The sequence below is a fragment of the Sphingomonas sp. genome (assembly GCF_048595155.1).
Classification (GTDB): Bacteria; Pseudomonadota; Alphaproteobacteria; order Sphingomonadales; family Sphingomonadaceae; genus Sphingomonas_I.
On record NZ_JBMDXN010000005.1, the window covers coordinates 16,521 to 38,729 of the forward strand.

Annotated in this window: 23 protein-coding genes and 1 tRNA gene; 16 read left to right on the forward strand and 8 right to left on the reverse strand. The window is 63.5% G+C overall.

Going from position 1 to position 22,209, the window contains the following annotated elements:
* Positions 1-135: 135 nt before the first annotated feature.
* From ACOJSI_RS00650 to ACOJSI_RS00665, 4 genes are read left to right on the forward strand one after another with little or no spacing between them, the layout of a single operon-like run.
* On the forward strand, positions 136-2,085 hold the full coding sequence (locus tag ACOJSI_RS00650; protein WP_420136318.1) for a potassium transporter Kup: 1,950 nt from the start codon (positions 136-138) through the stop codon (positions 2,083-2,085).
* A gap of 7 nt (positions 2,086-2,092) precedes the next feature.
* The gene (locus ACOJSI_RS00655) at positions 2,093-2,668 is read left to right on the forward strand and encodes an NTP transferase domain-containing protein (RefSeq protein ID WP_420136319.1); all 576 of its coding nucleotides are present in this window, start codon (positions 2,093-2,095) and stop codon (positions 2,666-2,668) included.
* 2 nt (positions 2,669-2,670) lie between these two features.
* On the forward strand, positions 2,671-3,258 hold the full coding sequence (locus ACOJSI_RS00660; protein WP_420136320.1) for a PRC-barrel domain-containing protein: 588 nt from the start codon (positions 2,671-2,673) through the stop codon (positions 3,256-3,258).
* Complete coding sequence (locus ACOJSI_RS00665; RefSeq protein WP_420136321.1) at positions 3,218-3,760, forward strand: 2'-5' RNA ligase family protein; 543 nt, start codon at positions 3,218-3,220, stop codon at positions 3,758-3,760. The genes ACOJSI_RS00660 and ACOJSI_RS00665 overlap by 41 nt, the downstream gene beginning before the upstream one ends.
* Positions 3,761-3,764: 4 nt before the next feature.
* Here ACOJSI_RS00665 and ACOJSI_RS00670 read toward each other — a convergent pair whose 3' ends face one another.
* Complete coding sequence (locus ACOJSI_RS00670; RefSeq protein WP_420136322.1) at positions 3,765-4,172, reverse strand: DUF3775 domain-containing protein; 408 nt, start codon at positions 4,170-4,172, stop codon at positions 3,765-3,767.
* 133 nt (positions 4,173-4,305) lie between these two features.
* On the opposite strand from ACOJSI_RS00670, the gene ACOJSI_RS00675 reads away from it, so the two are divergent.
* Both ACOJSI_RS00675 and trxB read left to right on the forward strand, forming a co-directional pair.
* Positions 4,306-4,382, forward strand: a tRNA-Met gene (locus tag ACOJSI_RS00675).
* 125 nt (positions 4,383-4,507) lie between these two features.
* A complete protein-coding gene (gene trxB / locus ACOJSI_RS00680; RefSeq protein WP_420136323.1) occupies positions 4,508-5,491 on the forward strand; it encodes a thioredoxin-disulfide reductase in 984 nt (327 codons plus the stop codon).
* 189 nt (positions 5,492-5,680) lie between these two features.
* Here trxB and ACOJSI_RS00685 read toward each other — a convergent pair whose 3' ends face one another.
* The 3 genes from ACOJSI_RS00685 to fmt form a co-directional block, all read right to left on the reverse strand.
* Positions 5,681-6,118 (reverse strand): hypothetical protein, encoded by a 438-nt coding sequence (locus ACOJSI_RS00685; protein WP_420136324.1) that lies wholly within the window; start codon positions 6,116-6,118, stop codon positions 5,681-5,683.
* 737 nt (positions 6,119-6,855) lie between these two features.
* Positions 6,856-7,593 (reverse strand): tRNA pseudouridine(38-40) synthase TruA, encoded by a 738-nt coding sequence (gene truA, locus ACOJSI_RS00690; protein ID WP_420136325.1) that lies wholly within the window; start codon positions 7,591-7,593, stop codon positions 6,856-6,858.
* Positions 7,590-8,492: a methionyl-tRNA formyltransferase gene (fmt, locus tag ACOJSI_RS00695; protein WP_420136326.1), complete on the reverse strand. Its 903-nt coding sequence runs from the start codon at positions 8,490-8,492 to the stop codon at positions 7,590-7,592. Before fmt ends, truA begins: the two co-directional genes overlap by 4 nt.
* Before the next feature lie 115 nt (positions 8,493-8,607).
* Here fmt and recR point away from each other — a divergent pair, with 115 nt between their 5' ends.
* The 3 genes from recR (at position 8,608) to def (ending at position 10,205) form a co-directional block, all read left to right on the forward strand.
* On the forward strand, positions 8,608-9,204 hold the full coding sequence (gene recR / locus ACOJSI_RS00700) for a recombination mediator RecR (protein ID WP_420136327.1): 597 nt from the start codon (positions 8,608-8,610) through the stop codon (positions 9,202-9,204).
* An 83-nt stretch (positions 9,205-9,287) separates the two neighbouring features.
* A complete protein-coding gene (locus ACOJSI_RS00705; protein WP_420136389.1) occupies positions 9,288-9,662 on the forward strand; it encodes a VOC family protein in 375 nt (124 codons plus the stop codon).
* Between the two features lie 9 nt (positions 9,663-9,671).
* Positions 9,672-10,205, forward strand: coding sequence for a peptide deformylase (def, locus tag ACOJSI_RS00710; RefSeq protein ID WP_420136328.1), 534 nt, complete (start codon positions 9,672-9,674; stop codon positions 10,203-10,205).
* 28 nt (positions 10,206-10,233) lie between these two features.
* Here def and ACOJSI_RS00715 read toward each other — a convergent pair whose 3' ends face one another.
* On the reverse strand, positions 10,234-10,797 hold the full coding sequence (locus ACOJSI_RS00715) for a phosphatase PAP2 family protein (RefSeq protein WP_420136329.1): 564 nt from the start codon (positions 10,795-10,797) through the stop codon (positions 10,234-10,236).
* Positions 10,798-10,986: 189 nt separating this feature from the next.
* Between ACOJSI_RS00715 and ACOJSI_RS00720 the strand changes: the two genes are divergently transcribed.
* Genes ACOJSI_RS00720 through ACOJSI_RS00730 form a run of 3 tightly spaced genes read left to right on the forward strand, consistent with a single transcriptional unit; the run spans position 10,987 to position 13,549 of the window.
* Positions 10,987-11,487 (forward strand): PepSY domain-containing protein, encoded by a 501-nt coding sequence (locus ACOJSI_RS00720; RefSeq protein WP_420136330.1) that lies wholly within the window; start codon positions 10,987-10,989, stop codon positions 11,485-11,487.
* Positions 11,488-11,504: 17 nt separating this feature from the next.
* Positions 11,505-12,182 carry a response regulator transcription factor gene (locus tag ACOJSI_RS00725; RefSeq protein WP_420136331.1) on the forward strand — a complete coding sequence of 226 codons (678 nt, stop codon included), beginning with the start codon at positions 11,505-11,507 and terminating at the stop codon, positions 12,180-12,182.
* Positions 12,179-13,549, forward strand: coding sequence for a sensor histidine kinase (locus ACOJSI_RS00730; RefSeq protein ID WP_420136332.1), 1,371 nt, complete (start codon positions 12,179-12,181; stop codon positions 13,547-13,549). Before ACOJSI_RS00725 ends, ACOJSI_RS00730 begins: the two co-directional genes overlap by 4 nt.
* Positions 13,550-13,553: 4 nt before the next feature.
* Here the strand turns inward: ACOJSI_RS00730 and ACOJSI_RS00735 are convergent, their stop codons facing one another.
* Positions 13,554-13,946, reverse strand: a complete 393-nt coding sequence (locus ACOJSI_RS00735) for a four-helix bundle copper-binding protein (RefSeq protein ID WP_420136333.1) — start codon at positions 13,944-13,946, stop codon at positions 13,554-13,556.
* A gap of 140 nt (positions 13,947-14,086) precedes the next feature.
* Here ACOJSI_RS00735 and rmuC point away from each other — a divergent pair, with 140 nt between their 5' ends.
* Positions 14,087-15,427 carry a DNA recombination protein RmuC gene (rmuC, locus tag ACOJSI_RS00740; protein WP_420136334.1) on the forward strand — a complete coding sequence of 447 codons (1,341 nt, stop codon included), beginning with the start codon at positions 14,087-14,089 and terminating at the stop codon, positions 15,425-15,427.
* Between the two features lie 73 nt (positions 15,428-15,500).
* Here rmuC and ACOJSI_RS00745 read toward each other — a convergent pair whose 3' ends face one another.
* A complete protein-coding gene (locus ACOJSI_RS00745) occupies positions 15,501-16,163 on the reverse strand; it encodes an O-methyltransferase (protein WP_420136335.1) in 663 nt (220 codons plus the stop codon).
* Between the two features lie 119 nt (positions 16,164-16,282).
* Between ACOJSI_RS00745 and ACOJSI_RS00750 the strand changes: the two genes are divergently transcribed.
* Positions 16,283-16,891, forward strand: coding sequence for a TetR family transcriptional regulator (locus tag ACOJSI_RS00750; RefSeq protein ID WP_420136336.1), 609 nt, complete (start codon positions 16,283-16,285; stop codon positions 16,889-16,891).
* Here the strand turns inward: ACOJSI_RS00750 and putA are convergent.
* A complete protein-coding gene (putA, locus tag ACOJSI_RS00755; RefSeq protein WP_420136337.1) occupies positions 16,888-19,986 on the reverse strand; it encodes a bifunctional proline dehydrogenase/L-glutamate gamma-semialdehyde dehydrogenase PutA in 3,099 nt (1,032 codons plus the stop codon). The genes ACOJSI_RS00750 and putA overlap by 4 nt on opposite strands.
* Positions 19,987-20,106: 120 nt before the next feature.
* On the opposite strand from putA, the gene ACOJSI_RS00760 reads away from it, so the two are divergent.
* Complete coding sequence (locus ACOJSI_RS00760) at positions 20,107-20,559, forward strand: Lrp/AsnC ligand binding domain-containing protein (RefSeq protein ID WP_420136338.1); 453 nt, start codon at positions 20,107-20,109, stop codon at positions 20,557-20,559.
* A gap of 235 nt (positions 20,560-20,794) precedes the next feature.
* Positions 20,795-22,150, forward strand: a complete 1,356-nt coding sequence (locus tag ACOJSI_RS00765; protein WP_420136339.1) for an efflux RND transporter periplasmic adaptor subunit — start codon at positions 20,795-20,797, stop codon at positions 22,148-22,150.
* Positions 22,151-22,209: the final 59 nt, after the last annotated feature.

Sequence of the window (22,209 nt, forward strand, 5' to 3'; positions counted from 1 at the left end):
GCATAACCGTGTGGGATGCTCCTGTCGCCCGTTGCGGGGGGATACGCGAAGTGCTATCCGCCCGCCGCTGCTACCGGAGAGGAACCCGGCGTTTTAGATCAAGCAGTCGCCTTTACTTGAGGTTTCCTCGCTTCGATGACATCCGGCATCGCCGTTCAAGAAAATGCTGACCCGCTCGAGCCTCCCTTAGGCGCGGCATCGCACGGTCATGGCAATCAGGGACTGGCCCGGCTCGCGCTGGGCGCGGTCGGTGTCGTGTTCGGCGATATAGGCACCAGCCCGCTCTATGCCTTCCGCGAAACCTTCGCAGGCCACCACACACTGGAGCCGAGCGCGGCCAATGTGCTGGGCGTCCTCAGCCTGATCTTCTGGTCGATGATGATCGTGGTGACGATCAAATATGTCGCCATCATCATGCGCGCGGATAACAAGGGGGAGGGCGGCAGCCTCGCCTTGCTGGCGCTCATCTCCCGTTCCGGTTCGACCAAGGCACGCTGGACCCGTGGGCTGGTCCTGCTGGGCGTCTTTGCGACCGCCTTGTTCTATGGCGACAGCATGATCACGCCGGCCATGTCGGTGTTGACCGCGGTCGAAGGTCTGTCGGTCGTCAATCATAATTTCGGGACGTTCGTGATCCCGATCGCCGTCGCCATCCTGGTCGGCCTGTTCGCCATCCAGTCGCGCGGAGTCGGTAAGGTCGGGCTGCTGTTCGGCCCGATCATGATGGTCTATTTCCTGGTGCTGGCGGTGCTGGGCGTCGTCAACATCGTCGCTGCGCCGGAAGTGTTCGCCGCGCTCAATCCCTATCACGCTTTCCGCTTCTTCGTGGACGATGGCATTCGGGCCTTCCTGGCGATGGGTTCGGTCGTCCTGGCGGTGACCGGCGCCGAAGCGCTCTATGCCGATATGGGCCATTTCGGGCGGCGCCCGATCGGCCTGTCCTGGCTCGTGTTCGTGCTGCCCGCGCTGATGCTGAACTATCTCGGCCAGGGCGCGATGTTTCTGTCGTCGACGCCGGAAGAGCTGTCCCACATCATCCACAACCCCTTCTTCCTGATGGCGCCGGAAAATGTCCGCCTGCCGTTGGTGATCCTGGCGACGTTGGCGACGGTCATCGCCTCTCAGGCCGTCATCTCCGGCGCCTTCTCCGTGACACAGCAGGCGATTCAGCTCGGCTTCATGCCGCGGCTGCGGATCGAGCATACCAGCGCCAGTTCGGCCGGCCAAATCTATATCCCGGCGGTCAACTGGGCGCTGATGATCATGGTCATGCTGCTGGTGCTGTTCTTCCGCACTTCGTCGAACCTCGCCGCCGCCTACGGGATCGCGGTGAGCGGAGCGATGCTGATCGACACTTGCCTGATCGCGGTGGTGCTGTTCAACCTGTGGAAGTGGAACAAGGTGCTTGCCGGCCTCGCGGTCGCCGCCTTCTTCCTGGTCGATGGCGCCTATTTCGCTGCGAACATGACCAAGGTACCGGACGGTGGCTGGTTCCCGCTGCTGATGGGCTTCATCATCTTCACGCTGCTGACGACCTGGGCGCGCGGCCGCAGCCTGATGATCGAACGGATGCGTGAAGCGGCGATCCCCGTGCCCGTCTTCGTGCGCTCGGCCGTCAATTCGGCCACGCGCGTGCCCGGGACGGCGGTGTTCATGACGTCCAGCGCGGGCGGCGTGCCCCATGCGCTGCTCCACAATCTGAAGCACAACAAGGTGCTGCACGAACGCGTGATCCTGCTGACGGTGAAGATCGAGGACGTGCCCTACGTCAATCCGATCAAGCGCATCTGGTTCGAGGATCTGGATGCGGGCTTCTACCGGCTGGTCGTGAAATATGGGTTCATGGAAGAGCCCGACGTGCCCGCCGCCTTGGCGCTTGCGACCGAATGTGGCGCCAAGTTCAAGATGATGGACACCAGTTTCTTCCTGGCGCGCCAGACGCTGATAGCCTCGTCGCGGCCCGGTATGGCGATCTGGCGTGAAAAGCTGTTCGCCTGGATGTTGCGTAACGCGGAAAGCGCCATGGAATTCTTCCGCTTGCCGACCAATCGCGTGGTCGAGCTCGGCAGCCAGGTCGAGATCTGATCGGTCGATGCGGGCCGCGATCATTCTCGCGGCGGGCGCATCGCGCCGATTCGGGCGCCAGGATAAGCTCCGGGCCCGGTTGCAGGGGCGCCCGCTGCTGGACCATGTCATAGAGCACGCACGTGCATCCGGGGCGCGTCCCATCATTGTCGTGGTCTCCCGCCGCACGACGCTGGAGGGCGTGCGGCAAGTGCGCGCGTGGAAAGCACGCGACGGCCTGTCCGTCACCCTGGCTGCCGGTTTCAAGGCGCTGCGCCCGATCGATCGTGAGGTCTTGATCTTTCTGGGCGACATGCCGTTCGCCGCAGCCCCGCCGATGCGCCTGAAACCGGGGATCGACGCCGTGCGCCCGTGGTGTTCGGGCATGCCCGGCCATCCCATGCTGGTGCGCACACGGGCGGCGCGCGAGGCGCTAACGTCCGGTGATCGCGGCCTCGCCGGCAAATTGCGGACCGCAGCGGTGCGCGGCGGACCGGCCAGCATTCTGGACGTGGACACGCAGAGGATCCTGCGGCGCGCACGATATCACGGATCGCGTGGCGCCGCGCCGCGTTGCAAGGAGGCTTTGAAAACAGGGAGATAGCGATGCTTGCGCTCGCCGGATGGATTGCGCCTGCGGCGACGATGATCGCCGCGATCATGACAGCGGCCAATCTGGGCACCCGCGTCACCGGCTGGGGCTTCGTCGTCTTCTCGATTGGCGCGGTGGCCTGGGTGATTGTCGGCTTCGGAACCGACCAGCAGAATTTGTTGCTCAGCAACGCCTTCCTGTTGATTGTTGATGTGGTCGGGGTTTGGCGCTGGCTGGGGCGCAAGGCTCGCTATGATGCCGGCGCGAGTGCAGCCACCGCGCGCAGTGCGGCAACGGCCTCGCCGACCCTGTTCGCCCTGACCAAGATCGAAGGGATGCCCGTTCGCGACGCGAAGGGCGAGGTCATTGCAACCGCCGTGGATGCGATGGCGGCATGCGACGGCGGCGGCATCAGCTATATCGTCGTCAGCGAGGGTGGTGTCGGCGGGGTAGGGGAGCGGCTGCACGCATTGGGGTGGGGTGAGGTAACGATGCGGGAAGATGGCATCACCACTCGGCTCAGCCGCGAAGCCTTGGTTGGTCGTCCGGAGCTTGGAGCCGATGCCTGGCCTGCCACGGCTGCGGCGGCCGGCATTGCCTGACACGGCACCTTTGATAGTTTCCGCGCTGTTCGGCGCGGCGGACTTTGCATGGCTGGACGGTCTGCGGCGGGCGCATTTCCCGCCAGAGCGCAACCAGCTATCCGCCCATCTCACCTTGTTCCATCATCTGCCGCCCAGCGTGGAAGAGGAGCTCAAGCACCGTCTGTCCGAGGCGGCCCGGCGGCCGCGGCCAAAAGCTGAGGCCATCGGTGTGATGAACCTGGGACGTGGCGTCGCCATAAGGATCAGCTCGCCCGACCTGAGTGCGATCCGGGAAGATCTCGCCCAGGCCTTTGCCAGCCTCCTGACCCCGCAGGATGCCGTCGGGTGGCGGCCGCACGTCACTATCCAGAACAAGGTTGGCGCGCCGGAAGCGAAAGCGCTGCACGCCGCGCTGGAAAGTGGCTTCAGGCAGTGCTTCGTCCAGATCGATGGCCTGGCGGCGTGGCGGTACCGTGGCGGCCCGTGGGAGCCGCTGTCGCGTCACATGTTCCGCGGGTGATCGGTCAGTCGAGCTGACCGATGCCCTCGCAGCTCAGATCGAATGCGGCGAGGCCCGCGTCGAGATACGCTGCCAGCGTGGGCATATCGAGCAGCTGTTCGACCGGATCCTCCGAATCGGCATCGGCGGCAGCTTCCAGCGCGTCGCTCCATTCGCTCGCATCATAGGTGCCGCGGCCGACCCAGGCTAAAGCCAGCAATTCCTGCAATTGATCGTCGCCAAGATCGTCGAGCAGGGCGACCATCTCTTCCTCGATCGCCTCATTGGCTTCGTCTTCCAGAACGGCGAACTCGTCATCCGAATCGGTCGGATCGAGCTCCTCGTCATTCTCTATCGACGGCACCTGCGCTTCGAGCTCGCGGGCCCGAATGATCAAACGGCAGATCGTTTCCAACGGCGTCAACAGGTCCATCGAACCTAACCTCCCTCATGCAAGGTCGCGAACGTGGTGGGGCGGCTCAGGTTCCTTGCAACACGAACCAACGCTGTGGTTGACCCGGCAAAGAGCGCTGCTATAGGCCGCGCCTCGCGCTGGAGCGCCGCGTGGCGGAGTAGCTCAGCTGGTTAGAGCACGGGAATCATAATCCTGGGGTCGGGGGTTCAAGTCCCTCCTCCGCTACCAGCGCGACGGAAGCGGCGACATCGTGTGCTTCAAGCCATTGGCCGGCACGACGGCACCCACGGGGTTCGGGTTGATAAGTAACCCACCCAAGCCCTATCTGATTGTCGAGAGAGTAGAGGGCTTCGATGACCGCCGTACATTCCACGCGCATGCTGATCCTGGGTTCCGGCCCGGCTGGACTTTCTGCCGCCATTTACGGCGCGCGTGCAGGGCTGGCGCCGATCGTCGTGCAGGGCATTCAGCCAGGCGGGCAGCTCACCATCACGACCGATGTGGAAAATTACCCCGGCTTTCGTGAGGTCATTCAGGGCCCGTGGCTGATGGAGGAGATGCAGGCGCAGGCCGAGCATGTCGGCGCGCAGATGATGTGGGACATGATCGTCGAGGTCGATCTGTCGGAACGGCCGTTTCGTCTGAAGGGCGACGGCGGCGCCGTCTATGTGTGCGACACGCTCGTGATTGCGACCGGCGCGCAGGCCAAGTGGCTGGGCGTTCCTGGCGAGCAGGAGCTCGGCGGCCGCGGCGTATCCGCCTGCGCGACCTGCGACGGTTTCTTCTACCGCGGCAAGAAGGTCGCGGTGATCGGCGGCGGCAATACCGCGGTCGAGGAGGCGCTCTACATGACCAATCACAGCCACGACGTGACGCTGATCCACCGCCGCGATTCGCTGCGGGCGGAAAAGATCCTGCAGGATCGGCTGTTCGCGCATCACGGCATCCACCCCTTGTGGAACAAGGAAGTGGTCCGCTTCGTCGGCGACCATGAAAGTGGCCTAGTCGGGATCGAGCTCAAGGACACAAAAAGCGGCGAAACGTCCTTGCTGGAAGTGGACGGCGGCTTCGTCGCGATTGGCCACCATCCCGCAACGGAGATGTTCGCTGGCCAACTCGAACTGGACGATGGCTATATCAAGGTCACGCCAGGCACCGCCAAGACCAGCATTCCAGGCGTGTTCGCGTGTGGCGACGTGATGGATAAACATTACCGCCAGGCAATCACCGCCGCGGGCACCGGCTGCATGGCGGCACTCGACGCTGAGCGCTTCCTGCAGGAACAGGACTTCCCGGTCGCCGAGGACGTCAAGCTTCAGTCGGTGGCGGCGGAGTAGCGCTTGTAATCGCGCCGGGCGCATCGAAACCCCGCATTTCAAGAGGTGAGATGCGGGGCTTCGACACGGCTCAATGGAAGCGTTTAAGGCGCCGGAAATCAGATCGGTGCCTGCATCGCAGGGACTTATATGCAATCGCTAGTTCGTTGCCGATGCGCTCTTATGTGGACGTTGAACGAGACGATTCAATTAGCGGCGTTGATTTAGCGGCATAGGCTTTCGAGCTGCCTGAAATCTGTCATTCAAGTTTTCTAAGCTGTCAGCGACGTCACCAGCGATCCCCACGGCGCCAGCCTTCATCCAATCCGTGGTTCCATGCCAAAGGCGACGAGCAACTCCAAATTGAGGCATGTCGCGCACCCTATGGTGGAGCCTTTGATGTTTTTCTCGGTCTAAAACCTTCAAAAATAGGGGATTGTTCTTCCAATGCTTCACATTGCGAGCGATCCCGTTCAGCTCAAATACGTGATGAACGTCTTGGAGGTTTGATGCCAGACCGAGCTTATGCATTTTCCGCTGAACTGCATAAGCCTTGGGAACCCAGGTCTTCGATGCCCGGGCTATTTTTGCGGCGCCTCTCACTGCCTTGATGCCAACTCCGATAGGAGTAACATCCGATACGGCCATTGCCGTGTTGAACGCAGCCGACCCATAATTCCCCTCCTGAAGGTCAGCGACTGCGTCCCATGCTGGTCCTATTACAGGTATAAACCCCTCCGCGAAGTTTGGCCGTGCTATTTTGGGTCCTGCCTGGAAGTCTTGAAATCTGCCGGCAATACCCAAACTGGGTCGGTGGCGCGGAGCTCCTTGCGTTAGTGTGTTTGGATTTTTATAAGCTTCTGCTCGCTGCCCCACCGAAGCGGGTTGGAAAGGCTTGAAGTGTCCGCGTATCTCCTGTGCGCGAAGGTAAGCCCCTTTTATCGGCGGCGCGTTTAGGTCAGGGAGTCGTGGTTGTGCGATATCTCGATTGGGTTGACCTCCCGGATTAGTTGCTGGCGGCAATAGAATCGGTCGTTTCATTTCGCCAAACCGCGCAAGTAATCCGCCAATCCTTTCGCGCGGTTGCTGCTGGTCCTGAAGTGGGGAAGACCGTTCCCGGATTTTGCCGTCGCCTCTGTTCCGCTTCATAGTTACTCCATCAACTGCATGCGGATGCCTCGGCTGCTCACCTGACGTGACCACCGACACAGCGCATAATGAATTATAGGGAATACCAGCCGCTCGTTTGCTCGCGACGGTCGCTTTTTGTCGCACAAAAACGCCAAAAAGTCAAGAACAAAAACAGAACAAACGCTACTGCGGAGACGGAAGTTCAGTCGCATACCTCGTCGATCGCGCATCTGCGCGGCTACGAACCAGGCAGGCTAGTAACGCGCGCCCACGAAATACAGCCCGTCCGCAGGTGCGTTAAGCCCAAGCGCGGCTCGGTCTCGGGCTTCCAGCGCTTGCCTCATGTCCTCCACACTCCATTGACCTTGGCCGACCAGGCCGAGGCACCCGACCATAGAACGGACCTGATGATGCAGGAAGGAGCGGGCGGAGGCTTCGACCAGAACATGATCGCCGTCGCGCCGCACATCGAGCCGGTCGAGCGTCTTGATCGGGCTTTCCGCTTGGCAGTGGGCTGAGCGGAACGTGGTGAAATCGTGTCGGCCGACCAGCCTTTGCGCGGCTTCGTGCATTGCCGCTGCATCAAGCGGGCGAGCGATGCGCCAGGCTCGTCCTGCTTCGAGGGTGAGCGGCGGCCGACGGTTGATGATGCGGTAGAGATAGTCGCGGCCGACGCAGGAGAAGCGGGCATGCCAATCGCCTGGCACAATCTCACAGCCAAGGATGGCGATTGGCAGCGGCTTCAACAGCCCGTTCAGCGCTTCCATTAGGCGGAAGGGCGTGAATGGCTTGGTGATGTCGAGGTGCGCCGCCATCGCCAGCGCGTGCACGCCAGCGTCGGTTCGGCCCGCCGCGAACAGGATCGGCGTCTCGCTGGTGGCGGTGGCTGCGGCATCCTCGATCGCCTGCTGGACCGATGGGCCATGCGCCTGGCGTTGCCAGCCCATGAAAGGGCGGCCATCAAATTCCACCGTCAGGCGGAAGCGCGTCATGTCAGGATGGTGCCTGCCGGTATTGCAAAACCGCGCAGTAATTCCTCCGCTGTCATCACGCCGCGGCCGGCGCGCTGAACACGTGACGGACGGATTGCGCCATCACCGCACGCAATGACCAGACCATCGAAAACCGTGCCCGGGGCAGCCGGAGCACTGGTAATCTCGGCTGCCAGGATGCGGATGCGCTCGCCCGCATGTTCGAACCAGGCGCCAGGGCCCGGCGCGAAGGCGCGGATCTGCCGCTCGACCTGAAGGGCCGGGACGGCGAAGTCGATCCGCGCCTCTGCCTTGTCGATCTTGGCGGCGTAGGTGACGCCCGCATCCGGCTGCGGCTGGGCGGGATAGGCGCCGGGATCAGCGAGCACTTCGACCATCATGGCGGCACCCATCTTGGCGAGCTCGGCCGTGAGCAAGCCCGCATCCTTTTGGCCGATTGCGGTCTTTTCCACGGCCAGCATGTCGCCCGTGTCCAGACCGGCTTCCATCGCCATGATGGTGACACCTGTCTCCGCGTCGCCGGCCAGGATCGCGCGCTGGACCGGCGCGGCCCCGCGCCAGCGTGGCAGCAGCGAGGCATGCACATTGAGGCAATCCCAAACCGGGATGTCGAGTATCTCCTGCGGCAGGATCAGGCCGTAAGCAGCGACGATAGCAACGTCTGGCTCCAGCGCGGCGAAGTCGGCCTGGGCCTCTGCGCTGCGCAACGATTGGGGTGAGCGGACCGGAATGCCCAGCGCTTCGGCGCGGAGCTGTACCGGCGAGGGGCGGTCGGCCTTGCCGCGGCCGGCGGGGCGGGGCGGCTGGGTGTAAACGGCAGCGATGTCATGCCCGGCGGCATGCAACGCGTCGAGCGTTGGCACCGCGAAATCGGGCGTTCCCATGAAGATGATGCGCATGCGGGGGGCTTCACCACAAAGCCGGGCCACTTTCTACCTTCCTCATGCCGGTCTTGGATCGCTCTCGGTAAGTTCAGGGTGACGAAGGCCCCTAGAGCCCCTATTTGTTCCTGCGATGGCTTCTCCTGAAATTGATGCGCTGACGCAGGCGCTGGCGCGGCTGCCGGGGCTGGGCCCGCGTTCGGCGCGCCGCGCCGTGCTGCATCTGCTGAAGAAACGCGAGGCGGCACTGGGCCCGCTCCAGCGCGCGCTGGAAGCGGTTAGCGAGAGGCTGGCGAGTTGCTCGACCTGCGGCAACGTCGATACGTCGGACCCTTGCGCTATCTGTGCCGATCCGCGGCGCGACACGCGCATGCTGTGCGTTGTCGAAGAAGTGGCGGACCTGTGGGCGCTGGATCGCACACGGCTTTTCCCCGGCCGCTTCCATGTGCTTGGCGGACGGCTCGCGGCGCTGGAGGGCGTACGGCCGGAAGATCTAACGATCGATCAGTTGGTCGGGCGGATCGAGCGTGGCGGCATCGACGAAGTCGTGCTGGCAATGAACGCCACACTCGAGGGACAGACTACCGCGCACTATATAGCCGAGCGAATCGAACGCTTTCCTGTGCGCGTCACACAATTGGCGCATGGCCTGCCCGTCGGCGGAGAGCTTGATTATCTGGATGAAGGTACGTTGGCGCAGGCGCTGCGCGCACGACGGCCGGTGGCTTAATCCGGCGCCCCTTAATCCGACGTCCATCTTTCGGTAAGGGATCGTGGTTCCCAGCCTCCGCTGGGATGAAGGGGGCGATAGAAATGGGCGTCACAGGAATTGGCGGCTTCTTCTTCCGGGCGCAGGATCCTGAAGCGCTCGGTGCATGGTACGCGACCCATTTAGGCGTCGGTGCTGGCGAATATGGCACGTGGGAGCCACAGGCCGGATCATCCGTCTTCTCGCCGTTCAAGGCTGACACCGATTATTTCGATCGCGATAAGCAATGGATGCTCAATTTCCGCGTCGACGATCTCGACGCGCTGGTGGCGCGCCTGCACGCCGCCGGGACCGACGTGATCACCAAGTCGGAGTGGGACATGCCTGGCGTCGGTCGTTTCGTGCGTATCCACGATCCGGAAGGTAATCCGATCGAGCTATGGCAAGCTGCGCTTGAAGGTAACGCCGACGAGGCTTAAATTGCGCAGATGGCTATTCGTCCGATCATCGAGGCGCCCGACCCCCGGCTGCGCGTGAAATCCACTCCTGTCGAAGCGGTGGATGATGATCTGCGCGCACTGATCGCCGACATGTTCGAAACGATGTACGATGCGCCCGGGATCGGCCTTGCCGCGATCCAGATCGGCGTGCCCAAGCGCGTATTGGTCATCGATCTGCAGGAGGAGGAAGGCCCGGACGGCCAGCCGATCCGCAATCCGTTGGTCTTTATCAATCCAGAACTGTCAGATCCTTCGGCCGACAATAACATCTATAATGAAGGCTGCCTGTCGGTGCCTGATCAGTTCGCCGAGGTCGAACGGCCAGCAACGATCCATGCGAAATGGCTCGACGAGAATGGCGTGGAGCATGACGAGCTGATCGAGGGGATGCTGGCGACGTGTCTCCAGCACGAGATGGACCACCTCGAGGGCATCTTGTTCATCGATCACCTGTCTCGCCTGAAGCGGGAAATGGTGCTCAAGAAACTGGAAAAAGCGCGGCGCCAAACCCGCGCCGCCTGACAAGCGCATTCAGGGTTCCCAGCGCCTCTTAAAAACGGGCGCTAAGGCTCATCCCGGCAGTTCGGCTATCGCCCCACGGCACGAGCCGGACATTCTGGTTGCGGCGTGCGGTCAGCAGAAATCCGCTGCCCGTTCCGATGGCAGCACCGGCAACGACATCATACCAATGGTGCTTGCGAGCCTCTACCCGAGCCGTCGCGACGAAGCTCGCCAGCGCAAATGCAGGCAAGCCTGCTTTCCAACCGTAGCGGTTTTCCAGGCTTGCCGCGGCAGCAAACGCCTCGGAGCTATGGCCGGAAGGGAAACTTTTCCGATCGCTGCCGTCCGGACGCCGTTCCGGAAAGAGGCGCTTCAGGCCATAGGCAGCGCCGCCCGCGAGCAAGATGCTCCCGCCGGCCTGCAGACTGCCGTTCCAATCCCCTTGCACCGCAGGTACCCCCAACGCTGCGGCCAGCAGTGCGTCGCGACCGATATCGCTCGCTTGCCCCCACCCATGCGCACCAGCCGCGGCCGGGGAGGCCAGCAGGAGCAAGCCGGATGCGCAATAGGTGCCGAAGCTGCTACGCAGGGCCGGTCGCGCTACGGCGCGCAAGTAAGTTGGGCTCGATGCAATCGGTTCCATGCCGTCACGATCTGCCGAAATTCTCCGGGCGGGGGAAGACGCATCTGTTAACGTGACAAAAATCAAATGATCTGAATATATTGGTGGGATCTGACGAAGCTATTCTGTCGGTAGCGTGCAGCGTTGCGTCTGCCCCGATAGTGCGGCTGGAGCGGTTTGGTGAGATATTTGCTGCTCGGGGCCATTGCGTTGGGAGCAGGCGCGCAGGCGCAGGTTCCGGCCCATGGGGGTGTCCGGTTGAGCAGGGCAATCGGCATCGTGGAAAGCCACGTTTCGGGACGCGCGATCGAGGCCGATGTGCAGAAGCGCGGCGGCCGCCTCGTCTATGAGATCGACGTGGTGCGTGGGCCCATATTGCACCGCGCGCTTGTCGATATCCAAAGCGGGAAGTTGATCTCTGTGACAAGGCCGCGGCTGGAAAACTGGACATTGCCCTGGCTGGACCCGGAGCGTCTGCGCGAAGGGGCCCGCGCCGTGCCGCTCGCTGAGCGTTTGGAACTGCTCGAGGAACGAAATCATGGTGAGGTCCGCGACGTGGATTTCGCGGTGGAACATGGCCGGGGCGTGTTTGAGATCGAGTTCGCGACCGCGGCCGGCATCGGCAAGGTGCGGATCGATGGCGTCTCGGGGAAACGCCTCGAGTTGGCGGAGAGCGACTAACCTGCGATAGCGCCCACGTGCATATTCTGTTGATCGAAGACGACGCCGACGTTGCCGCCCATGTCGCCAAAGGCCTGCGGGAGGCTGGTCATCTGGTCGAGCCGGCCGCGGATGGACGCGAGGGCCTGCTGAAGGCGGCGGCGGACCGCTACGACGTGATCGTGCTCGATCGCATGCTGCCGAAGATTGACGGGTTGAAGATCCTTCAGACCATCCGCGCAACCGGTGACACCACCCCGGTCATGATCCTCAGCGCTCTAGGCGATATCGACGAGCGGATCAGGGGATTGCGGGCGGGGAGCGACGATTATCTGCCCAAGCCGTTTGCGCTGTCGGAGCTGGTCGCGCGCGTCGAGGTATTGGCGCGTCGTGCGCCCCAGATCGCCCAAACGACTGAATTACATGCGGGCGACGTGGTGATTGATCTGCTGGGTCATAGCGTCACCCGCAACGGACGCCGGATCGAGCTTACCCAGCGGGAATTCCGCATCCTGGAATATCTGGTCCGTAACGCGGATCGTGTGGTCACCCGCTCCATGCTGCTGGAACATGTCTGGGATTATGCGTTCGATCCGCAGACCAACATCATCGATCAGCACGTCAGTCGGCTACGGCAGAAACTGGATCGCGATTCGGATTGGCCGTTGATCGAGACGGTGCGTGGCACGGGATATGTGGTGCGGTCGCGTCGGTGAGGCGGCTTCTCCGCAGCCTCTCGTTTCGACTCGCCATCCTCTACGCGGGCCTGTTCACGGGCTCGCTGTTGCTCCTGTTCACAGGCTATTATGCCATCGCCATCCGTCTGCCGCTGCATCGCAGCGAATTGATCGTACAGCGCGAAGCTGCGGCCCTGCAAAATTCGTACATCGTCGATGGCGCGGCCGCCCTGACGGCGCGGCTCAAGGCACGTGATCAGGTCCATGATCACAGCAAGGCGTTCCACGCCTTCATTGATCGGGACGGCAGGGTGGTGACCGCCAACTTGCCCAGCTGGCCTAAGATGGCCCGCAGCGGATGGCAGCGCATCGAGGCGGACCTGTTCGTCGATGGAGACGAAACCGACTTCGAGGCCCTGGCGATCGATCGGCGCTTTGCCGACGGTGCGCGCCTGATCGTCGGCCGCGACGTCGGCAATATCAGCGAGCGCGAGGCCGCGCTCAAATCGACCGCACTCTTCATGATCGGTGCCGCGGTGGTGCTCGGGTTGCTAGGCGGCATCTTCATGAGCCGCTCCATCGCGTACAGGCTCGACGCGGTCAGTGCGACGGCACGGCACGTGATGGCCGGCGATCTCACCCAGCGCGTGCCCTTGCAAGGCAGCGGAGATGACTTTGACCGGCTGGCGGAAACGCTCAATCTGATGCTGACGCGCATCGAAGGCGCGATGGATGCTGTCCGCCGTGTATCCGACAGCGTCGCCCACGAACTGCGAACCCCGCTGACCCGGTTGCGCAGCAAGCTGGAGGACGTGCCGGACACGGCATCACCGGCCCAGGCTCACGCGGCGGTGGACGACGCGCTGCAGGAAATTACGCGTATGGAGACGATCTTCGCCGCGGTCCTGCGTATCTCCAGGATCGAGGCGGCGCGTCACAATGCGGCCATGCAAACCGTGGCGTTGCCTGCCTTGATCGAGGATGCGGCAGACTTTTACCGGCCGCTGGCCGAGGCCAAGCAGATCGCGCTGCAAGTGAGCGCGGAACAGGGGGTGGAGGCGATCGGAGATCCCGATCTGATCTTCCAGGCGCTTACCAATCTGCTCGATAATGCGATCAAATATATCCCGGCCCGCTCCTCCATCATCATCAGCGCACATGTTTCAGAGGCGAGTGTCGTGGTCGCGGTTACGGACGATGGGCCCGGCGTCGACGATGTATATCTCGACAAGCTGACGGAACGCTTCTTCCGGGCGGCTCCGGAAGGCGTGAGCGGCATCGGCCTGGGGCTCAGCCTCGTCGCTGCCATCGCGGCATTGCACGGCGACGCGCTCCGTCTGACCAACCAGCGTCCCGGCTTATCGGCGGAAATCCGATTAAAGCGACATTTCGCCCGGCATTCCTAAGGGGTCAATTCGCCAGCGTAGCCAAAGCGCGCTGGCAATCTTCTACACATTCGCGGCACATCTCGGCGCAGCGCTTGCAATGATCGTGGTCGTGCTTCTCGCACTCCTCGGCGCACCAGGTGCAGATGTCGATGCAGGCGCGTAGCATCGCACCCAGCGCCGCGTCGTTGTTACCGGTACGACGCACCGCCATGCGCGACGTTGCGGTGCAGGCGTCCGCGGCGTCCATGCACACGCGGATGCACTCACGCATGTCCATGTCCTCAGCCGAGCAGGCGTCGGCGCACGATGTTGCGATGACAGCGCAATACATGGCATGCTTCGCCGCCTCCGCCAGCGGCTCGTTGATATGGCCGTCGGCAGAAGGGTGCGACGCGATCATCTTGCGGATGGACATAGGCTCTCTCCCGGCTTGTTCTTTCCCAACACTGCGCCGTCCTGCCTGTTCCGTCCAGACGGCATCGCGCCACCCGATCAAGTCGCTTGAGCCTCACGCCCGGTGCAGCTAGGTTCGCATTTCGTTCCGGGTGAGAAGATATGGCTGTGGCGCTGATAATTGGTTTGATGGCGTTGTTCGCCGGGTTCGCGGTCGGGTGGTTCGCCCGGTCCGGCGCGGCCGCGAAGGCGGAGGCTCAGGCAGCAGAATTGCCGCCGCTCCGCGCGCAGCTGGCGGAGCTCACTACGACGCGAGACACGGCGTTGCGAGACCTCGCCGTGGAGCGGGCCTCCATGAGCGAGCGCGCCCAGGCGTTCGAGGCGCGCCTGGCGGAATTGCGCGAAGCCAAGGATGTGCTTGCCGCTCAGTTCAACGAGGTTGGGAGCAAATTGCTGGCTGATGCCCAGCGGCAATTCCTCGAACGCGCCGATCAGCGGTTCGCGCAAGCGGGGGAGAAGAACGATGCCCAGCTCAAAGCTTTGCTGACCCCAGTTGAGACGACGCTGAAGCGCTATGAGGAAGGTCTGGCCAAGGTCGAGAAGGACCGCATCGGCAGTTACGAGGCGTTGAAGGAAGCTGTCACAAGCCTGGCGCAAGGCAATGATATCGTGCGGAAAGAGACGGCGCGTCTAACCAACGTCCTGCGGTCCAGCCCAAAACATCGCGGCCGCTGGGGCGAGCAGCAATTGCGCACCATTCTTGAATCGGCCGGCCTCGCGGAAAATGTCGATTTTGAGCTGGAGACGTCCATCACCGACGGCGATCGGCAGTTGCGCCCCGATTGTGTGATCCGGCTGCCCGGCGGACGCTGCATCGTCATCGACGTGAAATGCCCGCTGACCGCCTTCGAGCAAGCATTCGATGAGGAGGATGAGGTGCGGCGCGGCGAGTTGTTGCTCGCACATGCTGCCGCAATGCGCTCTTATGCCACGGATCTGGGGCGAAAATCCTATTGGAAGCAGTTCGATCTCTCGCCCGATTTCGTGATCATGTTCATCCCGGGCGAGCATTTCCTGTCGGCGGCGGCCGAGCGCGCGCCGGACCTGATCGAGCAGGCGTTCCGCGGCGGCGTGATCATCGCGTCGACGATCAACATGCTGGCGCTGGCGAAAGTGATGGCCGGAATGTGGCGGCAGGAAGGGCTGGCGAAGCAGGCGGAGGAGGTCGGCCGCCTCGGCAAGGAACTCTATTCCCGACTGCAGACGATGGGGCGCCATGTCGAAAAGCTCGGCCGCAACCTCAATCAGGCGACCGGCGCCTACAATGATTTCGTCGGCAGCCTGGAAAGTCAGGTGATGACCCAGGCCAAGCGCTTCGAAGCGCTCAGCGTGGAAACGGGCGGTAAGACGATCGAGCCATTGCCGATGATCGAAACCGCTGTCCGCCCGCTCGCCAAGCTCTCCACGGCGCACCACACGGATTATCCCGAGGCGGCGGAGTAGGGGTGTCTTAGCGCCGCCTCGCCGAGGTCAGGAATTGCTCGATGGCGCGCCGCCCATGCCTGTCATGATCGGCTCACCCCACCCTCATCGATAATTCCACATCCGGGCCGAAGGGAACGGACAGATAGCCGCCATTGGCCGTCCGCACCCGCGCCAGGTAATCCGGGCTGTGATCAGCGTTATCTGCAATGATCAACGCTCCGGGGCGCAGCTGGCCTTCGACCAATTTGAGAATATCGGGATAGAGGCCCTTGGCGCCATCCAGCAGCAGCATGTCGATCGCCTCAGGCACATCGTCCGCCAATGTCGCCAGCGCGTCGCCCTCGCGAAACTCAACCAGGTCGGCGAGGCCGGCCGCAACCAGATTGGCCTTGGCGCGTGTCACCTTGGACGGCTCGAATTCGGTGGTGATGAGCCGGCCGCCGCCATTGTCACGCAGTGCCGCCGCGAGGTGCAGTGTCGATACGCCGAAGGAGGTGCCGAACTCGACGATCGTCTGCGCCCCGATGCTGCGCGCGAGCATGTACAGCAACGTTCCGGTTTCGCGTGAGACCGCAAGCGGCGCGTCCTTCAGCAGGCCATAGAAACCGCGATACTCCGTCTTGCTCTGCATGAGCCGTTGGCGCTCCTCGGTCGACAGGCTGTCGATCCCCGGGATGTCGAGCCGCCATGACCGGTCCGCATCCAGCAATCCGTCAAGGATCGCGGCCACCGGCGCGTTATTCAGTGTTGTCATCGGATATCTCCCATGTCGCCAGATTGTTGCGACACCGGTAAAATGCGATTAATTCGTCACCTTTTCTAATCGCATTCCGGAAGGCTGGTATGGGCTCGCACGCAAAACCGCCGATTTCCTTGATAAAGGAACCTAAGCAGGCCCGTTCGAATGGGCTCGTCGCGGCCGTGCTGGAAGCCGCTACTCAGGTTTTGGCGGAAGAGGGCGCGCAGCGTTTCACGACGGCGCGAGTCGCCGAAAAGGCCGGTGTCAGCATCGGCTCGCTCTACCAATATTTTCCGAACAAGGCGGCGATCCTGTTCCGGCTGCAAAGCGATGAATGGCATGAGACGGCCGATATGCTGCGGTCGATCCTGGAAGACGGGTCACAGCCGCCTTTTGCCCGCGTGCGCACGCTGGTCCATGCCTTCATTCGCTCGGAATGCGCCGAAGCCGGTATGCGGACCGCACTGGCAGACGCGGCACCGCTGTATCGCGACGCGCCGGAAGCCAAGGCAGCAAAGGCGGCGAGCCGCGGGATCGTTCTTCGCTTCCTGCAGGAAGCTCTCCCCAACGTCTCGGGGACGGAGCGTGAATTGGCCGCCGACCTGATCAAGACGACGCTCAGCAGCGTCGGCGCCCACTTCTCGGCCACGCCCCGTACCGACCGCGAAATGACCCGCTATGCCGACGCGATGGCGGACATGTTCTGCGCCTATCTCGCGCGCCTCGAAGACGCAGGGCGCTAGAGGCTCAGCAAGGCCGGATCGCCACCCTGGGCCGTGATGTTGACCGAAAGCGCGCGTTCCGTGGCATAGCGCAGCAGCGAGTGCGGGCCGCCGGCCTTGGGCCCGGTGCCGGACAGGCCTTCGCCGCCGAACGGCTGCACGCCGACGACCGCCCCGATGATCGATCGGTTGACGTAGACATTGCCGGCGGGAACCAGCGCGCGCACTTCCTGCGCGAACCGTTCGATGCGGCTGTGGACGCCCAGTGTCAGGCCGTAGCCACGCGCGGCGAGCTTGCCCGCAACCGTCGCCAGATCGGCAGGGTCGTAGCGATAGATGTGCAGGATCGGCCCGAACACCTCCCGCTCCAGGAAGTCGGGTCGCGGCACTTCGGCAATGACCGGTCCGAAGAAGAAGCCGCGGCTGTTACCCGGATCCAGCCGCCACACGATCTTCGCCTCGCGCTCCAGCCGCGTGACATGGGCTTCCAGATTGGCACGCGCTTCGGCGTCGATGACCGGGCCGATATCTGTCGCCGGGTTGGCGGGATCGCCCATGGTGAGTGTGTCGAGCGCGCCCGCCAGCGTGGCGATCAGCTCGTCGGCCGAATCCTCCGGCACGAACAAAACGCGCAGGGCGGAGCAACGCTGCCCGGCTGAGCCGATTGCCGACTGGATCACATCGTCGACCACCTGCTCGCGCAGGGCGGTGGTATCGACGAACAGGCCATTGAGGCCGCCCGTCTCGGCGATGAAGGGCAGGATCGGCCCGTCGCGTTCGGCAAGGCTGCGATTGATCAGGCGCGCGGTGTCGGTGCCGCCGGTAAAGGCCACGCCGTCAACATGCGGGTGACGGACCAGGGCCGCGCCCACCGTCGCCCCGTCGCCTGGCAGCAATGCCAGCAGATCGGGATCGAGCCCCGCCTTGTGGAACAGCCGAACCGCTTCGGCCGCCACGAACGGCGTCTGCTCCGCCGGCTTGGCCAGCACCGCATTGCCGGCCGCCAGGGCGGCGGCAACCTGACCGGTGAAGATGGCGAGCGGGAAGTTCCACGGCGAAATGCAAACGAAGGTTCCGCGCCCGCGCAGCTCCAGCTGGTTGGTTTCCCCAACCGGCCCCTGCAGCGTCTCCAATCCGGTGAACTGCTTCTCCGCCAGCGTTGCGTAATAACGGCAGAAGTCGACTGCCTCGCGCACCTCCGCCACCCCGTCGTTCAGCGTCTTGCCGCCTTCGCGGGCGAGCAACGCGATCAGGCGATCCATCTCCGCCTCCAGCGCATCGCCCATGGCGCGCAGAGTACGGGCGCGCCCGGAGCCACCAAGCGCGTCCCACGCCGGCTGCGCGGCTTTGGCGCGGCGTGCCGCTTCGTCGATATCCGCAGGCAGCGCTTCCGATACGGCGCCAATCAAAATCTCGCGATCGACCGGACTTACCGCCGGCTTCGCACCTGCGCCTTTCTGTAGCCGTCCGCCCACGATCGGTCCCGCGGTCAGTGTTTCGGCGGCACTGCTGCGGCTCGCCGCGGCGGCAACTTCGCGCGCGCTGGCGATGCTGTAATCCCGCCCCAGCGGGTTCTTCCGGGCCGGCCCATAAATGTCCGCGGGCAGGGCGATGCGCGGATGGGGAAAGGGGCGGGCCTCGACTGCCGCGATGGGGTCGCGCACGACATCTTCTGCCGGCACACGATCGTTCAGCAAGGCATGGACGAAGCTGGTGTTGGCGCCATTCTCCAACAGGCGCCGTACCAGATAGGGCAGCAATTCCTCATGGCCGCCTACCGGCGCATAAGCGCGCAGCACGGCGTTAGTGGAGCCGGCAGCCTTGTACAGCACCTCGCCCATGCCGTGCAGCCGCTGGTGCTCGATCCGAACGCCGGCGCGCGCCGCCATCAGCCGCACGGCCGCCAGCGTGTGGGCATTGTGGGTCGCAAATTGCGGATACAGCGTGGGGGAGGCGGCGATGAGCGCGTCGGCACACACCAGATAGGATAGGTCCGTCGCGGGCTTGGTCGTGAAGACGGGGTAACCCGGCCGGCCGGCGATCTGCGCCTTCTTGATCTCGCTGTCCCAGTAGGCGCCTTTGACGAGCCGGACCATGATTCGCCGCCCGCTATCCTCGGCCAGCCGCTGCAGCGCCTCGATGACCGCGATGCCGCGCTTCTGATAGGCCTGCACGACCACGCCAAGGCCGGTCCAGCTGCCAAGCTCCGGCTCGCGCGCCAGGCGATCGACGAGCTTGAGGGACAGGACCAGCCGGTCCGCCTCTTCGGCGTCGATCGCGAAATTCATATTGTGGTGGGCGGCGATCAGGGCGAGCCGCTTGATGCGTGGATAGAGCTCCTCCCAGACACGCGCTTCCTGAACCGCTTCGTAGCGCGGCGACAAGGCCGACAGCTTGACCGAGACGCCATGGCCCTCTTCCGGCGCCGTCCCCGGCACACGCGCCTTGCCGACCGCCCGGATCGCCTGGGCATAGATCTTTTCGTACCGCTCCGCGTCGGCGGCGGTGCGGGCGCCTTCGCCGAGCATGTCGAACGAACAGATATAGCCTTCCTTTTTGGCGCGGGTCAGCGCCGCCTCGATGTTGCGGCCGAGCACGAATTGTTCGCCCATCATGCGCACGGCCGCGCCCACGGCTTGCCGGATCACCGGCTCGCCAACGCGTGCGGTCAATCGCTTGAGCCAGCCACCCAGGTCGGTCTTCGCCTCATCCTCGACATCCACGATCTTGCCCGTCAGCATCAGACCCCAGGTCGATGCATTGACGAACAGGCTGTCCGATTGACCTAGATGGCTTGCCCAATCGGCCGATCCGATCTTCTCGGCGATGAGGCGATCGCGCGTGTCCGCATCCGGGGTGCGCAGCAATGCCTCGGCAAGGCACATCAGCGCCAGGCCCTCACGCGTGCCCAGCGAGAATTGCTGCAGGAAACTTTCCACCACACCCTGCTTCTCGGCAGATTGGCGCGCGGCCCGCACCATTTCGGCGGCTTCGCGTTCCACCTCGCGCCGCTCGGACACGGACAGCGGCGCACGTGCGAGCAGGGCGCGACAGGCGTCTGCCTCATCCTGATACTTAAGTGCGTCGATACGATCCCAGTCGACCCGGTCGGACATGGCAAAACCCCATAGAAACTGTTCGCCCTATATGGGGAGCATGGCAGAATGTGCTTTCGTTTTCGCGATGGTGTGCCGAATATTATGGCGTCAAAGCTTGTTGGAGCCGAAGGATCATTGATGGATCAGATCGACCGCAAGATCTTGCGCGCCTTGCAGCAGGACGGACGCATCACGAATAGCGCGCTTGCCCAGCAATGCGGACTTTCCAGCGCCGCCTGCTTCGAACGCGTGCGCCGCCTGCGCGATCAGGGCGTAATCCTCGGTTACACCGCGCTGCTGGATCCAGCGAGGCTAGATCGCGCGCTGATGATCTTCATCGAAGTGTTGCTCGACAGAACCACCGATGATGCCTTTGCCGCCTTCGCCGCCCACGTGCGTAAGCTGCCCGACGTACTGGAATGTCACATGGTTGCGGGCGGGTTTGATTATCTGTTGAAGGTTCGCGTCGCGGACATGGCGGCCTATCGCGCCTTTCTCGGTGACACGCTGGTCGCGCTACCCGGTATCCGCGAAACGAGGACCTATGCGGTCTTGGAAGAAGTGAAGCTTACGAGCCGATTACCGGTATGATCGAAAAATAGCGACACGACCGACGGATTGTATAGGATCAACCGTTAGAGGGCCGACATCTGTGGGCGTTTCTGACCCGTCTGACGCTTCACGCCATCTTCCCTCCGATCGAGGAATGCACTGCATTGCTTTGGTTCACCTCGGCTAGCGTCAACGGTCCTGTCCGGCTTGTGCCAGATCAGGCCAATCGTCCGGATCGCCGCCAGCATCTATCTACCCGCGCCAGGGGAATTCGATGAGCCAAGATTATGAAGCCGCCGTCGACCCGGTCGCGCGGTCGCCGCGTTCGCGGCGGAATGCCTTGCTGGTGGTGCTGGGGCTGATCGTTATTGCCGTACTGGCATGGGCGCTGACGCGTGGTGGATCCGGGGATGGGCAGGGCGGCCCTGGCGGGCGCGGCCGATTCCGTCCGGTGGCGACCGTGGGCGTTGCCAAGGTGGTGGCAGCGGACGTGTCACAATCGCTGGATGCAATCGGTACGGTGGTGCCGGTCGTCACGGCAACCGTGCGCCCGCAATTGAGCGGCAACATTTTCACGATCAACTTCACCGAAGGGCAACTGGTCAAGAAGGGGCAGCTGCTGGCGCAGATCGACCCACGCCCTTACCAGTTGGCGCTGGCCCAGGCGCAGGCCAATCTCACGCGCGATCAATCGCAGCTCAACCTCGCCCGTGTCGATTTGCAGCGTTACCAGACGCTGCTCCAACAGGATTCGATCGCGCGCCAGCAGGTTCAGACGCAGGCCGCGACGGTCGAACAACAGAAAGGTGTCGTTGCAGCCGATCGGGCAGCAATCGGAACCGCGCGGCTCAATCTGCAATATACCTCGATTACCGCGCCCGTGTCGGGCCGGATCGGCCTGCGGCAGGCCGACATCGGCAATTACGTGACGCCGGGCGATACCAACGGTGTCGCGGTGATTACCCAGACCGATCCGATCGACGTCAGTTTCGCTGTGCCGCAAGGCAATTTGCCGGGCATTCTTGCCCGCTTGCGGAGCGGGGCCGCGCTGGCGGTCAAGGCAACGGATCAGAATGGCAGCACCGCGCTTGCTCAGGGGCGTTTCCTCGCCTTCAACAACCAGATCGATACCAACACCGGAACCGTCACCGGCAAGGCACGCTTCGCTAATCCGCGCGGTACGCTCTTCCCGAACCAGTTCGTCAATGTGACCGTGCTCGTCGACACGCTGCGCAATGCACCGACCATTCCCGTTACGGCGGTGCGCCACGGCGCGCAGGGTGATTTCGTGTTCGTGCTGCAGGACGATCATACGGTGAAGATCCAGACCGTGCAGCAAGGCCCGGCCGCCGGAACCCGCGTTGCGGTTCTGTCCGGCTTGAAGGTCGGGCAAACTGTCATCACCGAAGGCGCGGACAATCTGGAAGACGGATCCAAGGTCATGCTGCCCGGTGAGCGCCCACAGCGCATGCCCCAGCGCAAGCGTGGCTTCTTCGCGCGCCTGTTCGGTGGCGGCGGCGAAGGCGAGGGGGGCGGCTCCGGCGCGACCGCCGGCCATGGTACCGCCGATGGTAACCGCACGGGCGGGCAACGCCATCATCGGCAGCAGGGCGGCGGCAACAGCCAGTGAGCGAGGTCTCCGAAAGCGGGACCAGCCTCGGCGCAGAGGATGAGGTACTCGGCCCGGAA

Excerpts from the sequence above, each read along its gene's own strand:
- ACOJSI_RS00660 (WP_420136320.1), top strand. The coding sequence starts at position 2,671 with ATGCTTGCGCTCGCCGGATGGATTGCGCCTGCGGCGACGATGATCGCC.
- fmt (WP_420136326.1), bottom strand. The coding sequence starts at position 8,492 with ATGCGCATCATCTTCATGGGAACGCCCGATTTCGCGGTGCCAACGCTC.
- putA (WP_420136337.1), bottom strand. The coding sequence starts at position 19,986 with ATGTCCGACCGGGTCGACTGGGATCGTATCGACGCACTTAAGTATCAG.
- def (WP_420136328.1), top strand. The coding sequence starts at position 9,672 with ATGGCTATTCGTCCGATCATCGAGGCGCCCGACCCCCGGCTGCGCGTG.
- ACOJSI_RS00765 (WP_420136339.1), top strand. The coding sequence starts at position 20,795 with ATGAGCCAAGATTATGAAGCCGCCGTCGACCCGGTCGCGCGGTCGCCG.
- ACOJSI_RS00650 (WP_420136318.1), top strand. The coding sequence starts at position 136 with ATGACATCCGGCATCGCCGTTCAAGAAAATGCTGACCCGCTCGAGCCT.
- trxB (WP_420136323.1), top strand. The coding sequence starts at position 4,508 with ATGACCGCCGTACATTCCACGCGCATGCTGATCCTGGGTTCCGGCCCG.
- ACOJSI_RS00705 (WP_420136389.1), top strand. The coding sequence starts at position 9,288 with ATGGGCGTCACAGGAATTGGCGGCTTCTTCTTCCGGGCGCAGGATCCT.
- rmuC (WP_420136334.1), top strand. The coding sequence starts at position 14,087 with ATGGCTGTGGCGCTGATAATTGGTTTGATGGCGTTGTTCGCCGGGTTC.
- ACOJSI_RS00655 (WP_420136319.1), top strand. The coding sequence starts at position 2,093 with ATGCGGGCCGCGATCATTCTCGCGGCGGGCGCATCGCGCCGATTCGGG.
- ACOJSI_RS00665 (WP_420136321.1), top strand. The coding sequence starts at position 3,218 with ATGCCTGGCCTGCCACGGCTGCGGCGGCCGGCATTGCCTGACACGGCA.
- truA (WP_420136325.1), bottom strand. The coding sequence starts at position 7,593 with ATGACGCGCTTCCGCCTGACGGTGGAATTTGATGGCCGCCCTTTCATG.
- ACOJSI_RS00760 (WP_420136338.1), top strand. The coding sequence starts at position 20,107 with ATGGATCAGATCGACCGCAAGATCTTGCGCGCCTTGCAGCAGGACGGA.
- ACOJSI_RS00670 (WP_420136322.1), bottom strand. The coding sequence starts at position 4,172 with ATGGACCTGTTGACGCCGTTGGAAACGATCTGCCGTTTGATCATTCGG.
- ACOJSI_RS00685 (WP_420136324.1), bottom strand. The coding sequence starts at position 6,118 with ATGGCCGTATCGGATGTTACTCCTATCGGAGTTGGCATCAAGGCAGTG.
- recR (WP_420136327.1), top strand. The coding sequence starts at position 8,608 with ATGGCTTCTCCTGAAATTGATGCGCTGACGCAGGCGCTGGCGCGGCTG.
- ACOJSI_RS00735 (WP_420136333.1), bottom strand. The coding sequence starts at position 13,946 with ATGTCCATCCGCAAGATGATCGCGTCGCACCCTTCTGCCGACGGCCAT.
- ACOJSI_RS00745 (WP_420136335.1), bottom strand. The coding sequence starts at position 16,163 with ATGACAACACTGAATAACGCGCCGGTGGCCGCGATCCTTGACGGATTG.